12 protein-coding genes are annotated in these 15,634 nt (G+C 42.3%); all 12 read right to left on the minus strand.

The window, feature by feature from the left end; all coding sequences use genetic code 11:
* Nucleotides 1-554 precede the first annotated feature (554 nt).
* Nucleotides 555-1,067 carry a methyl-accepting chemotaxis protein gene (locus tag JIG41_RS22745; RefSeq protein WP_249406586.1) on the minus strand — a complete coding sequence of 171 codons (513 nt, stop codon included), beginning with the start codon at nt 1,065-1,067 and terminating at the stop codon, nt 555-557.
* Nucleotides 1,068-1,318: 251 nt separating this feature from the next.
* Nucleotides 1,319-1,930 (minus strand): FMN-binding negative transcriptional regulator, encoded by a 612-nt coding sequence (locus JIG41_RS00405; RefSeq protein ID WP_074989100.1) that lies wholly within the window; start codon nt 1,928-1,930, stop codon nt 1,319-1,321.
* Nucleotides 1,931-1,996: 66 nt separating this feature from the next.
* Nucleotides 1,997-3,133 (minus strand): aspartate-semialdehyde dehydrogenase, encoded by a 1,137-nt coding sequence (gene asd, locus JIG41_RS00410; RefSeq protein WP_118844918.1) that lies wholly within the window; start codon nt 3,131-3,133, stop codon nt 1,997-1,999.
* 129 nt (nt 3,134-3,262) lie between these two features.
* The gene (gene yegS, locus JIG41_RS00415) at nt 3,263-4,159 is read right to left on the minus strand and encodes a lipid kinase YegS (RefSeq protein ID WP_074989098.1); all 897 of its coding nucleotides are present in this window, start codon (nt 4,157-4,159) and stop codon (nt 3,263-3,265) included.
* Nucleotides 4,160-4,297: 138 nt separating this feature from the next.
* Nucleotides 4,298-6,931, minus strand: coding sequence for a TonB-dependent receptor domain-containing protein (locus tag JIG41_RS00420; protein WP_199524091.1), 2,634 nt, complete (start codon nt 6,929-6,931; stop codon nt 4,298-4,300).
* Between the two features lie 78 nt (nt 6,932-7,009).
* A complete protein-coding gene (locus tag JIG41_RS00425; RefSeq protein ID WP_199524092.1) occupies nt 7,010-9,763 on the minus strand; it encodes a hypothetical protein in 2,754 nt (917 codons plus the stop codon).
* A gap of 291 nt (nt 9,764-10,054) precedes the next feature.
* Nucleotides 10,055-11,362, minus strand: a complete 1,308-nt coding sequence (locus tag JIG41_RS00430; protein WP_199524093.1) for a lipopolysaccharide assembly protein LapB — start codon at nt 11,360-11,362, stop codon at nt 10,055-10,057.
* A gap of 17 nt (nt 11,363-11,379) precedes the next feature.
* Nucleotides 11,380-11,985: an energy transducer TonB gene (locus tag JIG41_RS00435; RefSeq protein ID WP_065979085.1), complete on the minus strand. Its 606-nt coding sequence runs from the start codon at nt 11,983-11,985 to the stop codon at nt 11,380-11,382.
* Nucleotides 11,986-11,997: 12 nt separating this feature from the next.
* A complete protein-coding gene (locus JIG41_RS00440) occupies nt 11,998-12,411 on the minus strand; it encodes a biopolymer transporter ExbD (RefSeq protein WP_063707380.1) in 414 nt (137 codons plus the stop codon).
* A gap of 46 nt (nt 12,412-12,457) precedes the next feature.
* Complete coding sequence (locus JIG41_RS00445) at nt 12,458-12,985, minus strand: MotA/TolQ/ExbB proton channel family protein (protein WP_065979084.1); 528 nt, start codon at nt 12,983-12,985, stop codon at nt 12,458-12,460.
* Between the two features lie 3 nt (nt 12,986-12,988).
* Nucleotides 12,989-14,356: a MotA/TolQ/ExbB proton channel family protein gene (locus JIG41_RS00450; protein ID WP_036971873.1), complete on the minus strand. Its 1,368-nt coding sequence runs from the start codon at nt 14,354-14,356 to the stop codon at nt 12,989-12,991.
* 10 nt (nt 14,357-14,366) lie between these two features.
* Nucleotides 14,367-15,119, minus strand: a complete 753-nt coding sequence (locus JIG41_RS00455) for a DUF3450 domain-containing protein (protein WP_074989093.1) — start codon at nt 15,117-15,119, stop codon at nt 14,367-14,369.
* Nucleotides 15,120-15,634: the final 515 nt, after the last annotated feature.

Genomic DNA, 15,634 nt, shown 5'->3' on the forward strand with positions numbered 1-15,634 from the left:
AAATGCGCGTGATTACAATCGCCAACTGGTTGAAGCGATGATCAAAGTGAAGGCGCTAAATAAGATCAACACCCTTGGTCTGCCTAAATATCAGTAAGTTAAGTGAGTTTATTAGAGAGCTGCATTTGATCAACAAGGCCCTTTACAGTCTAAAGCTCAAATTAGCCTTTATGTATTACCAAATCAATAAAAAGTAATAAAATGGAAACAGAGTAAGTGTAACTACCTACTAAACCCCGAGATGAATCAGAAAAGACAACATTAGGCTGTTGCACCTCATACCTTAACTTTACCCACTAAGTCTGTAAGTAAACAGACAGCTGATTAAGTCTTTCACCATTTTGACGCGCACTCTGTGCAATGTCACTTACATCGTCTGCCGCATTTTTAATTTCGACAACATTGCGGTTTATCTCTTCTGCTACATGCTGCTGCTCCTCGGCTGCAGTCGCTATTTGTGTGTTAAGGTCACTAATATTGACAATAGACGATGTGATCTCGCTAAACTGCTGTTGCGCAGAATGTGCAAGCTCAACGGTTTTATGAGTGCGGTTTCAACTTGCGGCCATTTCTTTGGATACTTGGTCAGACATTTTGCGAAGCGTACTAAGTTGGGTTGCTATTTCCTCCGTTGACTCAGACGTTCTTTGCGACAGCGCACGAACCTCATCAGCAACCACAGCAAATCCACGACCGTGATCGCCCGCTCGAGCAGCCTCTATTACAGCATTCAGTGCTAATAAGTTTGTTTGCTCAGCAATGCCTCTTATGACACTGAGAATCGACATGATATTTTCACTTTCAGCATCAAGCTGAGTGATATCTTGAGTCGCTTTTGTTATCACAGTAGAAAGCGACACAACACTCTCTACAGTTTCTGAAATGAGATTTTGTCCAAGCTCAGAAGCATGCTGTGTTTGCGTTGCAAGTTCTGCTGCATTCGCACAACTTGCGGAGACATCATTGGCTGTCGCAGCCATTTCATTAATTGCAGTCGCTGCCATTTCAAGAGCTTGTTGTTGCTGTGTTGTAGAATCAGATAGTTGTGAGGCTTGTGAGATGTTCATTGTAGACTTCCAACTAAGTACTTACGAAAATATAGTGAGGTGGTTGCAATTGAGCAAATAAATAGTTGGAAATTTATTAGGCACAAAGTTGGGTAGGCAAAGTCGTTCAAGTCTTTAATTTATTTATGATATGACAATAGGTTGACAGATATACATTGTAGACTAGCTTTACCTCTAGTAATGAAACAAATATTTAACAAACCAAGCGCTAATGACCTTCCAACCAATTGGCAGCTTTTGCAGGATGCAAATTAGCTGCCTATTCCAATTTCGTGTTTAAGCATATAGCGCAATAAAGCCTGTGCATCTGAGTGTGTATCAGCTTGTAACCCTGCAACAACACCTTGTTGATCCGCTGCTGACTTGTGTTGGCCAAGTTTTTCTTTTGCTTGTACTGACTGAACATTAATTTTAATTCCGACAATACCGCGCAGTAGTTTTGCTTGGTAATCAGCAGGTAGCAAGTCGGTATCGTGTAAAATACTCGGCTCATACTGGCTAATTAACTCATCTAAGCAGGCTAAGGTATTCTCATTATCAAGATATTCAACCTCACCTTGAACATGGACCGCAGCGTAGTTCCACGTCGACACAGCAGGTTTTTCTGCATACCAGGTTGGAGATATATAGCTATGCGGACCACTAAAAACCACTAATACGCAGGTTTTATCTAAGCCCTTACCATGACGATTTGCACGTGATACATGACCATACAAGGTCCCCAATTCCCCCTCATCAGCTTTGTATACTAAAGGCAAATGTGTGGCTTCAAATTCACTGTCTACCATCAACGCAAAGCTATAGGTTTTTATAAATTGTGAGACTCGCTCCGGTGTCATTTTCCACTTGCTGGGTGTGTGCATTACTTTCCTTTATTGCTTAAAAAGGCCAGCAAAGTGCCAGCCTGATTTAACTATTACAACTTAATTTTAGCCATCAACAATTATGCGTAGCATACGACGAAGTGGTTCAGCAGCACCCCATAACAGTTGGTCACCAACCGTAAATGCACTGATATATTCTGGGCCCATAGCTAATTTACGAATACGGCCTACCGGAATAGACAACGTGCCAGTCACTTTAACAGGTGTTAGGTCTGTTGCTGTAATATCGCGGTCGTTTGGAATAACTTTGACCCATTCATTGTGAGACGCAAGAATTTCTTCGATTTTTTCTACGCTGATATCTTTACGCAATTTAATGGTCATTGCTTGTGAGTGACAACGCATAGCGCCAATACGAACACACAAGCCATCAACCGGGACAGGCTGCTTGCTGGTGCCCAAAATTTTATTGGCTTCGACTTGCGCTTTCCACTCTTCTTTACTTTGACCGCTTGGCATTGGCACATCAATCCAAGGGATAAGGCTACCCGCCAAAGGCACGCCAAATTGGTCTTGTGGTAAATCGCTTGATGCAATTTTTTCGGTGACTAATTTGTCAATTTCAAGAATAGCGGCATTAGGATCAGCCAGTTTGTCAGCAACAGTTTCGTGAATTGCGCCCATTTGTGCAATTAACTCTTTCATGTTGCGAGCACCGGCGCCTGAAGCCGCTTGATATGTCATTGGGCTGACCCATTCAATCAAGTCTTGTTCAAATAATCCACCAAGCGCGAGTAACATAAGTGATACAGTACAGTTGCCGCCAACATAGGTTTTAACTCCCTGCTCTAACCCTTGTTCAATCACATCTTTGTTTACAGGGTCAAGCACGATAATACTGTCGTCACTCATACGCAGTGCCGACGCAGCATCAATCCAATAACCTTGCCAACCAGACTCGCGTAACTGCGGGTAAACGGCTTTTGTGTAATCGCCGCCTTGGCAGGTAACAATAATATCCATTTGCGAAAGCGCAGTAATGTCGTTTGCATCAAGAAGTGGTTTTGCTGGGCCCGCAATATCAGGGCCTAATTGACCGGTTTGTGAGGTGGTGAAAAAAGTCGTGTCGATTTGAGAAAAATCATTTTCTTGCTGCATACGATCCAATAACACAGAGCCAACCATGCCCCGCCAACCGACTAATCCTACTTTTTTCATTGTTTGTTCCACTGTTTGATTCATTCCAAGTACCTAAGCTGTTAAAAATTAAAATCCATTGCGTAAGAGTTTAATTTTTACAGAGCTAATCTAGCATTGTGAATGGCACAAAACCAGCGCAGATAATGGAACTTAAAATTATTTCATATTATTTTATTTAATTAATGGGCAGTCTGTTGGCAATACAAGGTTTACTGCATTAGCACAGACTTTAAATGTTTGTTGTTTTGAGGTAATTGGCTCGCCATCGAGGTTAATTGGCATTTCAGTTTGCGTTTGCCATTCAAGCCAAGGCACTTGATAGCGTTTCACCCACTTTTGTGAAGAATTGGGGTAGTTGCTTAACTCTTCGATAACCGCAGGCACATCTGAAATTGCAAATGAGGTGAAAGCAACAAGATCAACCATGCCATCATTAATATACGCATCGGGTGCGAGTAACTGTCCGCCACCGGCTTGTCGGCCATTACACACGGCAGCGGCAATGATCTCACCGGAACTGTGCTGACCATCGGGCAAAGAAAGTTGACCACTGTAAGGAACAAAGCTCAGCGCTTGAACAAGCCCAGCGAGTGTATATGCACCGCCGCCAAGCAAATTTTTAAGTGCTGGCGGTGTGGTGGCGGTAATTTTTGCCCCAAAGCCTGCACTGGCAACATTAATAAAAAATCGTTTATCGACTTCAACAACATCCACTTCTTGAGTATGTCCTTCAAAAGCCAACGTGAGCGCCGACAAGTATTCAGTCGGAATGTTTGCAGAGCAAGCAAAGTCATTTGCCGTCCCCATTGGGAGTATGGCAAGTGCTGGTCTTTGAGAATGCTCAATTTTCATTAAGGCGTTCACAGCTTCGTTGACCGTGCCGTCACCACCAGCAACAATAACCCGTTTTACGCCCTCTTTATTTGCCTCGTAAATCAGTCGCTCAACATCGCCTCCTTCATAGGTTACTCGAACCTCTAACGGGGTTGTTTGTCGAAATTTAGAGACAGCTTCGCGTAATTGCTCATTGCCTGCTTTTTTACCATTTAAAATTAATCGTAGGCTCATTCTTAATCCCTGTTATGACAACTAAGCTCTACCATAACATGCAATGCTGTTTACTCAATACGGATACAAAAAAGCCCTGCTATTGCAGGGCTAAATCAATGTTAGGATTTATTATTGTATCCTTCCTTGGGCAGAGTATTAGAACTGATATTTGTACTCAATTGAGAACTCAGTGCCTTTCTCTTTCGAACGCGTTAAAGTACCGGCTGACTCTATTTCAGATTTTGCGCCCAAGATATTCGTCACTTTGAACTTCAAGCTTGAGTTGAAATCAGGGAAATAGGTGTAGTTAAAGTCTAAAGAATGAAATGGTTGCTCCATCCAATCTTCCTGACCTTCAATACCTGGAATAATGATTCGCTCACCAAATACATTATAGATTAGTGTAGAGGCATGCTGACCACTTGGTGCGTCATAGCCTAACTGCATATTCACAACATATTTTGAATGACCCGTCATGCGACGTGTTGTATTTGTAACCGCTGCAGAAACCCCTGTTTGTTCAACAATCGCCTGACGGTCGATGTTGATTTCTGAGTCACTTAAAGTCACGTTACCTGTCATGAACACGTCTTGCCAGAATCCACCTAAGAAAGCAAAATCTTTCAGGTATTCAAATTCAACACCAGCAACATAACCATCTTCTGCATTCGCAATACGTACCAGTGGTGGACCATCTTGAGCTGGTGATTGAACAGACTCAATTGGATCAACCATGTCTTTATAGAACACACCAATAGAGAAGTTCTCGCCCGTATCAAAATAGTTTTCCCAGCGGAAATCATAGTTTTTGATTTGGGTTGTACGTAGACCTGGCGTACCACCTACAGGGTATTCAGTAAGCGGATCGATATAAGTCGCGTCAGAAATCTCACGTAAATCTGGGCGAACAACAGTTTCACCGTAACTTAAGCGCCATTGCGTTTCGTCGTTTTGCACATAAGTTAAAGCAAGTGCGCTATAAACGTCGTCTTCACGAAATGCGAGTTGATCTAACTCATCGTAATCAATTGAAGATGCAAGACCACCAGTAAATGGGTCAAGAGGAGCAGATACTTGACGGAAATCTTCCCACCTTAAACCGCCACTGATCCGCCATGTGTTATTGAAGAATAAATCTGCTTCAAAGTAATAAGCATCTACTTTTTGCGCAGACTTGTAGTCATCCCCAGAAACCGTTGTATCGTTTAAGATTGGCTGTGTCAGTGTTGCATTAGTAAGTACATCATCAGATAAAATTGTATTTAGCTTACTACCCGTTAAATCAACATCTGAAAAAGCACGTGTATTAATATCAAAACGGCGGTTTGTCGCAGAACGCTCCTTAGAAATAAAGTCTGCACCCGATTTAAGCTCGATATCAATGCCCTCTAACATAATAGGCAGTGTAAAGTTAAAACCGTAGTTTTCTACTTCATCGTCCAAATCTTGGAATGTATAACGCGCCGCGGTTGTCGCATTGGTTAATGCACTTTCATTGACAGTATCGTAAAAGCCGTCTTCATTTGCATCAGTAACAATGAAGCGAGTTTCCATGTTACCTGGTGCATAACGGTTTGAACGACCCATTGAGTACTTCCAATCAAAGCCCGCGTAATTTAACCATTCAAAGGTATGCATACCCTTTAATTGATTAACAATTAACTCACGCTCTTCATAACGCACATCATACGAACGAACACGTTTGTTATCCGACGTGTTGTTATTTTGGTCTATTCCTAAACGGTCTGATATTTGATCTTCAGTATCCCGTAAGATTAAGGCTGTGTAGTCAATTTTGTGCGCTTTATCATACTCTACACCGACAGTGATCATGCCAGATGTTTTAACTGTATGCTCGGTACTAAGCACTTGGTCATAACCACGGATCATGGTTGTTGAATTGTCACCAATTAAGAAACCTTGACCTTGATATTCGTCTGCAACAACATGCTTATTATCGTAGCTAAACGACGATAAGAAACCGTAGCGCCATTTATCTGATTCAACGCTATTACCTAACGTTGCAGTGAACTTAGTATTGGGATCAACCTTTGCTGATTTTGGATCATAATCGCGATTTAACGACATCGCTAAAGCGCGGCTTTGCTCAGGTGTTAAATCATCAAGCGATTGACCGCTTTGATATACATCTAGTATAGGACGAGGGATTTCACGCGTACCATCGTCAACACCATACCAATCATCAGAGCCACCGTTGTACTCAAGACCATCGTCAAAATTGTTGGTGTTATAGCCAAGCTGACCTGATACATCAAAAACAAATTGGTCTGGAATGCTTTTTAAGCGGATATCAACGTTACCACCACCAAAAGATGCAGGCATCGATGGTGAATATGATTTTTGTACTGATAAGCTTTCAATAATACCTGATGGAAATAAATCCAGTGGTAATACAGAACGTGTAGGGTCTGGGCTTGGTACAGCAGAGTTATTGAGCTGTGTACTTGAATAACGCTCACCAAGACCACGAACATAAATGAACTTACCATCAACAAGTGTTAAACCTGTTACACGGCGAAGCGCTGCTGCAGCGTCACTATCACCACTACGAGAAATTTGCTCAGCACCCATAATATCAGCAACGAAAGCTTGCTGTTTGCGCTCTTCTAGAACAGCTGTTGCAGTGCCTTTCAACCGACTTGCACTTACAACAACTTCTTCGAGAACAGCTTCTTCGTCTGCTTCAGCTGCGTGTACCGAGACAGTCAAGCCACATAAAATGGCTGCACTGAGTGCTGTTAAGCTGAACTGTTTTGAATATTGTTTCATGTTTACCTCTATCTGAAATACGTTACAGAAAGTTATTTAAAGGTGCTAAACGCACTGTTTAGCACCTCGCTTACTGTGTTATTCCAGACCTACCGTCCAACCTTCAGTCCAGTTGTTATCAGCAGATACTGCACCAATGTGCGTTGTTGTATCAAAGAAACCGTCGATTGCTTTAACGTCTGTCGCTGTGGTTGTATCGATAGTAAAAATACCATTTACAACTTGCGTTTGACCTGTAGCAACTAAGTTACCTAATGTGTTTGTCCACCAGTTCTCAACACTGAAATCTACACCGCTTGGGTCTTTGAAGTTTTCAGAACATGCAATCACTGATGATTTAATCATTAACGTACCATCTTGTGCATTCTTAACTGTTTCACTTTCACCAGAAGCAGCGCCTTCAATCTCAAGACACTCGCCCATGCCCTCAGGACCCGTTACGATTGCGTTATAGATTTGCGCGCCAGTTCCTTCACGGAAGTACATACCTTCACCGTCATCTTCACCTTTAAAGGTGTTACCGATAATTGTTAAGTTAGCGATTGTTGGGTTAGATTTAGGTGTTTTAGAAGGTGAAGAACCATCATTGTCGGCTTCGATACCGCGGTTTGCATCTGAGTTATCAGCTGCTTGCTTAACAAGGATGTGCTGCATTTTACCTTGGAAACCATTGTCCCAGTCGATGCTGTCATCTTGAATGCTTGTTAGTACTAAGTACTTCGCTTGTACGTTACCACCGAAGAACTCAACACCGTCATCCGCATTTTGGTGAACTTGCACATACTCAACAGTAGTACCAGAACCAACACCACCGAACGTGATACCGTTTAATTCGTTATCTGGTGCGATTTCGTAACCACCATTCATCACACGAACATAGCGAAGCGTACCTGAGTTATCTGTTGTATCAGTACCACCGAACACCGCACCTGACTCAACACCTTCAACTTGAAGTGCACAATCGCCTTCTGCTGGACACTTGTTTGATGGTGCGTTACCAAGAAGAACTAAACCACCCCATTGACCAGCGGCTGTAGTACCACCCATAACATCTTGGCTTGAAGTGAACGAGATTGGCTCATCTTTAGTACCATTAGCATTAATTTTCGAACCACGGCTAATTACTAAATAATCATCACCTGTACGGCCATATACTGTTACGCCTGGCTCGATTGTTAAAGTAGCTGAATCAGCATTATCTTCACCTACAAATACTGCACCGCTTAATGCGTAGTAGTTACCCGCAGTAAGAGTTAAATCAGCGGTAATGCGACCAGACACTTCACATGTTGTTGTGCTGCCATCAACTGGAGAAATTGACGTTGTACCTGATGGACAACCTGCTACAGCTGCTGGTGCAGTTACTTCACCGCCGCCGTAACCAAATGCCCAACCTTCACGCCAGTCATCTGAGTCATTTAATGCACCAACAAAGTCAACTGTATCAAAGAACGCATCAACAGTATTTGCTACATCTTGGCCCGCGCCTAGTAATGGAGAACCCGCAATTGGTTGACCGTTTGCACCAAGCATTGGCTTATCATTGATTACGTTACCAGATTGTGCTGTAAACCACGTTTCAAGCTCTAGTAATGAATTACCGCTACCATCAACTGGGTTTTTGAAGTTTTCGCCATTGGTACACGACATAAACGTGTTTTGCATTAAGATAGTGCCATCGTTAGCGTTGTTAACTGTTTCGCTTGCACCGTCTTCAGCACCTTCAATTTCTAAACACTCACCCATTTCGTCAGAGCCAGTGATCACAGAGTTGTAAAGGTGTAAACCTGTACCTTCACGAAGGTAGATACCTTCTGCATCGTCTTCACCGTCGAAGTTGTTACCGATGATTGTTAAGTTAGAAATGATTGGTAATGATTTTGGTTCTTTAGAAGGTGTGCTACCGTCGTTATCTGCTTCGATACCACGGTTTGCATCTGTTGAATCTGGATCTTGTTCAACATAAACGAATTGCATTTTACCTTGGTAACCATTATCCCAGTCGATGCTATCATCGTCGATGCTTGTTAATACAACGTGCTTCAGATTTACCGCACCACCGAAGAATTCAACACCATCATCTGAGTTGTTGTGAACTTGTAAGTACTCAACCGTTGTACCAGAACCAACAGCACCAAATGTAATACCATTTAGTTCATTATCTGGTGCAATTTCATAACCCGCATTTTTAACAACAACGTACTTTAAAGTACCTGAACTATCTGTATTGTCTGTACCGCCGAATACAGCACCTGATTCAACACCTTCAACTTGTAGAGCACAATCGCCTTCAGCAGGACACTTATTAGAGATACCGTTACCAAGAAGCACCATACCGCCCCATTGGCCAGCTGATGTTTCTTCACCAATTACGTCTTGTTTAGAAGTAAAGATAATTGGGTCATTTTTCGTCCCTGTCGCTTCAATTTTTGAATCACGGCTCACTACTAAATAATCAGAACCATTGTTACCAAATACAACGGCACCTGGTTCGATAGTTAATGTTGCACTGTCTGCTTTATCGTTACCAACGAAAACAGCACCATCAAGGGCCCAGAATGCGTCTGTCGATAATGTTGTATCTTCTGTGATTACACCTGAAAGAACTTGTACTGTTACATCACGACCTAATGCAGCAGATACTTCGTTCGAAAGGCTTTGGCTGTATACACCGGGTAATTCTTCCGTGGTTGGTGGTGTAGTTGGGTTAGTAGGTGTAGTTGGTTGTTCGACCGTTTCTTCTACGTTGATGTTGATATCACCACCGCCACAACCTGCTAGTGAGATTGCTGTCGCTACAAGACTAACCTTGAATAAGCCAGATAATTTCATTGTTCACTCCGTTAAGATAGATATTTAATTATTGTGTTAGCGCATAAACTCAAGTCACCAAAAAGCACTGTAAAGTAATGCTTTTGGGTCACTTGAGTTTTAAACTGCGACTACCTTACGGGAGCTGTATGACAAAGTGGTTACATTTTAATAAACATAAAATGACAATGTAATTGACTTTAAAATTAGAGGGTTAACTTAAATTAAACAACGGAAAAAAGCCGCCCGAAGGCAGCTTTGGTGTTGCGATTATAATTAAGTTATTTTGTACGCTTGCCTGTTGAATACAAATTAGAGCAATGCGGTACGTAACGTTTCGGCGTGTACTTTTTCACGCTTCACGTACTTGATCCATTGCTCAGCTAAACGCTGTGACTTTTTGTGCTTTTCCGCTTGCTCAAACGCTAAAATAGAGGCATCAAAGTTTTGTAAATTGTACTGTGCCATTCCTAAGGCTACATACACATTCGATTCAAACTCTAAGCCGCCTTTATCAAGTGCTTTACGGGCTGCATCTGCTGCTTCGTCGTATTTTTCAAGGTTAATGCTCACCTCTGCGATACGCTGGTCGTACTGACCGTGCGGCACTAAGTCAGCAGCTTTAGCAAAATACGGCAGTGATTTTTCGTCTTCTTTTGCTTGCACCATGGCTTCTGCAACAAAAGCATAGTTTTTAGCAGATTGTTCAACGACACCGTCTTTCATGGCTTTACTCATCACATTCGCCGCTTTATAAGCAAGACCGTTGTATAAATACACTTGTGATAATTGGCGTAAATCAGATTTAGACTTTAAAAAGCCTTGCTGATACGCGGCTTCTAACACTGCTAACTGCTTTTTCTCTGCGCCTGTTTCACCATACATGCCACCTAATTGAACCCAGTACTCAGGTTTATTGTATAGCTTCACTAATCGCTCTAGCACTTCAACCACTTTGTCAGATTGATTGAGTGAGTAGTACATTGCACGTTGTAAAATTAGCCAGTTTTCTTTTGGCATTTCACCTTTGCTGTCAGCTTCTGCAATAGCAAGGTTAATGTTTTCAATGCCTTTTTGATAATCTTTAAGCTGATAATAAGCTTGAGATTTTAATACGTAATACGCATCTGTTTTTGGCTTATCATTGATTTTCTCCCACTGATCCAAATACGTAATTACTTTATCGTAGTCACTATTTGCCATCGCTAATTGCGCTAAACTAAACGTGGTGCTTACGCGCAATGTTTCAGGGATTTCTTCTTCTGCCACGACTTTTTCGAACGACGCAATTGCTTTACCAAGATCGTTTTCGTTGTAGTAAATAAAGCCGTAGAAATTATGCATCATGGCAATTTCATACGAGTTCATACTTGATGAACGCTCTTTTATGCTATCTAAGGCAGCAAGACCCGCTTTTGCATCACCATCATCAGCCAGCTTTTGAGCACGCGCCAATTGGCTATACACTTTTTCACGCAGTGCAGGTACGCGTTTGGTTTTTTGCTCTTCGGCATAAGCTGTAGCCAATGTTACCCCTGGTAACATACTAACAACGCTTGGTACTACAAGGCTGCTTGTGAAAGCAGCCGCGCAAATCACGGCAACTTTTAAAGGTTTCATAATCGCATTCCTCTTCTCTAACCGTTAATCTGGAAAGAAATTTTGTTCTGTACGCCCGCTACTTCAACGGCTTCACCGTTAACAACGCGCGGTTTATATTTAAATTTAAGTGCAGCATCCATTGCAGCGCGGTCAAACAGTGACTCAGGTTCCGCTTTAATCACTTTAGGGTCACGCACGGTGCCTTGCTTGGTTACTGTAAACTCAACAATTACATAACCTTCGATACCACGCGATAGTGCTCGGCGCGGATATACAGGCGCTACCTTTACAATGGGTAAGTATTCACCGTCGCTTGATTCAAGTGCTAAACCACCGGATAAGTTAACGTCAGCTTCAACGCTTGCACCAAAGTCAAAGTTTGCATTGCTTGCATTGGGATCACTGTTTTGCATTTGCGGTGATTCCATTGGCGGTGGTGGCTCTTTTGGCGTTGGTGGCTTTTGTGGTTTACGCTCTTTCTTTTGCACTGTCTCTTCTTTTTTCAGACGAACAAAATCAAGTACGTTCCCTTTTACGGGCTCAGACATGGCCCCTTCACCGCCGGTGATCAGTGCCTGCATGCCTAAAAACAGCATGACAGTCACGATACCAGCGATGATTAATGCAACTATATAACGCATCGCTCACATTCCTTATGATGCTTCTTGCGCAGCAATCGACACATCAAATGCGCCTGCAGCTCGCGATGCATCCATAACTTTAATCAGTACATCGGTTGTGGCTTTTTTATCAGCTTGAATAACCACGCTACCTTGAGGGTTTTCAGCTTTTAAGCGCTCGATATTTGCTTGTACCGCACGGATATCTACTTGGCGTTTGTTAATCCAAATTTCACCCTTGTCTGAAATAGCAACTAAAATGTTGGCACGCTCTTTTTTCACAGCGGTTGCCGCTTCAGGGCGGTTAACATCAATACCGGCTTCTTTTACGAATGATGCTGTTACGATGAAGAAAATAAGCATGATAAAAACAACGTCTAGCATTGGTGTCATGTTGATTTCTTCTGCATCGTCTTCTTGAAATAAGTTACCTAGTGGCGCTCTCATTATTTGTCTCCTAGTGGGTGGTGTTTTACATCACCCTAAAATTCATTTAGTGGTCTAAGACCATGTTGTCTTCAAGTAATTGCACTTCGCGTTTTGCACGACGTTGTAAATACGTTGATGCAAACACCCCTGAAAGTGCACCCACCATGCCCGCCATTGTTGGGATAGTGGCTTTAGACACCCCTGACGCCATCGAACGCGCACTGCCTGTGCCTGTGATTGCCATTACATCAAATACTTCGATCATGCCGGTAACAGTACCTAACAGACCTAAAAGTGGACATAACGCAACCATTACGTTGATTAGCGCAAGGTTATTATTTAGTTGCATGCCAGCGCGTGAAATCATCGCCTGGCGAATTTGCTCTGCGTTCCAACTGTTACGCTCTGCTCGATTGTTCCAAGTGCTTTTTACGTCTTTTTTGTAGCGTTTAAAGCCACCAAAGAAATACATAAAACGCTCAAGTATCAATAACCACATCGCGAAGATGAGGACCCCGATGACCAAGAGAACTTGGCCACCCGTGTCGAGGAAATCACGTAGAGCATTGATTGCATCAATCAATAGCACCATGATTTACGCTCCTTTCTCGCTTCGCTCTGCAATGATACCTGCGCTTTGCTCTTGTAAAATTAACAGCATGTTTTTAGAGCGCGTGTTAAGAAGTGTGTATAAAAATACCGTTGGAATAGCCACAACCAGACCCAGTACCGTTGTTACAAGTGCCTGAGAAATACCACCAGCCATTAGTTTAGGGTCACCTGTACCGAACAAGGTAATTGCTTGGAAGGTATTAATCATACCGGTTACCGTACCAAGTAGACCCAATAACGGAGCTACCACAGAAATAATCTTAATGAGCGTTAGGTTACGGGTAATTTTTGGCATTTCACGAATGATTGCTTCGCTTAATTTAAGCTCAAGTGTGTCGTACGCTACATTTGGGTATTGATCTTTCACTTTCATTACACGACCAAGTGGGTTGTCATCACGTGCAACCGTGTCTTTAAGCTGACGACGGATTTTGCCACCCATAATCATCAGTGATACAAAACGCTCAAGTGCGATTAATAAGGCAATTAAACCAACACCTAAAATGATGTAACCGACAGTACCACCTTGGTGAACTTGCTCTTCGGTGTCTGGAGCTTGAACTAAAAGACCTAAGATTGAACCACCTGTTGGGTCAAGTGCAAACGGCACAACACCTGAGTTAGCTTGTTGAAGATCCGATGCCGTCGCTGTGTATCGGCTGCTTGGTTGGCGAGTAAGCTGGCTGATTGTGTTGGTCGCTGGCGTGTACTCTAGGTATTTACCATCCGCGATTAAGTTAAATGCACCAACACGCACCACTTCTTTTTGTGCTTTGCTGCCACCTTCAACAATAACATCCGTCGTAAAGCGAGACACTTTACCCTGCTCAGTCATTTCGCGTTGTAATTCAAACCATACTTTTTCAATATCATCGATTGAAGCAAGCTTCGACGTTGACCCCATTTTTTGAGCAAGCTCATCCATGAAGTTACTACGACCTGGTAGCTCAGCAGAAACAACAGAGGTCATGAATTTGTTGCTTGAGTCACCCGCAACTTGCTGTAACACACCGAATAGCTCTTTAAGTGAACCCATGCGGTTTGAAAGTGTCTCGGTTAAGTTAGCAAGTTTTACTTCGTTTTCTTCAAACTGCGTTTCTAAACGCTCCGACTCGTTAAGCATGGCATTACGCTTTGCTTGTGTATCTTTAAGCATTTGCACTTGTTCGTTTTGGCGCGCCATGAACGCTTGCTCACGCTGTTTATTCTCAGCGCTTTGTTGTGCTTTACCTTGCTCTAATGTTTTTAGTAATGAGTCTAAATCCATTGGCTCAGCAGCAAAGCTACTACCCGCAAAACCAAGGCCAGCTGCAAACACGGCCATTTTTGTCATTGTCGTTAATAATTTCATCTCAAACCTCTTATTCAGCAGCGTGGACTGGCAGTGTTAACATATCTGGGGCAAGTTGCTTACGCGCGATACGTAAACCTTTACTAATTTGACTGATTGCAGAATCGGGTAATTCAACAAACGATTTTGTTTCTTTATCCCAGCTACCTGCTTTTTTGCCGTCGCGTGTTAAATAAATAAGCTCTAAACGGCCGATACGTAAAAAGTCAACTTCGCGCTCTTGACCATCAACATCAAGTAATGCGGTGTACGCTTCGATAGTACGACCGTAATCAACTTCTACTTGGTAGGCTTCCAGTAAGCGGCGGAATTTTTCACTTGATGTGATGTCTGCGCGGTCCATCATTTCTTTTAATGATGCAATACGCTTGCTACGTTCTTCAGTTAAGAAAGGCACGTCCAGTGCAACAAATTGGTCAAGGCCTGTGATCATGCGCATCATTAACGGCGTGATTTGACGCTCGATAACCGATACCTGATCCATAGACTCGTTTAACGCGTCCATTTCAGCAATCTGGTTATTTAATTGCTTGGTAAGTTGTGCGTTATAAACAGTTAAACCGTCAATTTCTTTGTTTAGGGCTTTGAACTGTTGTAAACGACCTTGCATTGAATCTGCAATCTTGTCGATTTTAGTTTGTGATTGCGCAGCAGATTTATTTATCTCACTACTTTTATCAATTACTTTATCTAGATCGTTTGCATGTACTGCTGCAGATGCCGCTACAATACCTGCTAAAATCAGTGGTTTAACGCCTTTCATCGCATACACCTTTACTCGTTAAATTAGCTTAATTTGCTAGTGGGGTTGTTTTAATGAGCGAAAGTCTAACGATGAAAAATGACAAGCGTGTTGCGTAAAAAATACAAAAATATGACAGCTGTAACAATTCGTTTATGTTGGGCAAAAATAAAGGAAAAATCTCGAGGATGTGCCTATAAGTTAGGCATTTATAAACATGTGGGGCAATTATTTTGAAATTTCAGTTAAGAAAAAAGACATTAAATTTCAGCTTTGAGAAAAACTCACGGCAGCGCGTTTTTGCACAAAGATGCGTTAATCGGTACTCGCCAATAAAAAATGAGTTTGCATTACACATAACAAAGGCAAATAAATAATGTTAGTTATTCACCAATTAAGGTTTAATCGTTGGATATGTCTCAGTGCCAAACTTGATAGTTAAAGCGAGCCTAATATGACATTTTTAAATGATCGCTGCGTAGCCCAATTACAATGCCAAATAAACCTTTTAAGTAACTAATATCTCGCAGCGCTGC

Origin of the sequence: Pseudoalteromonas sp. bablab_jr011 (assembly GCF_016464045.1) — a bacterium.
Lineage (GTDB): Bacteria > Pseudomonadota > Gammaproteobacteria > Enterobacterales > Alteromonadaceae > Pseudoalteromonas > Pseudoalteromonas lipolytica.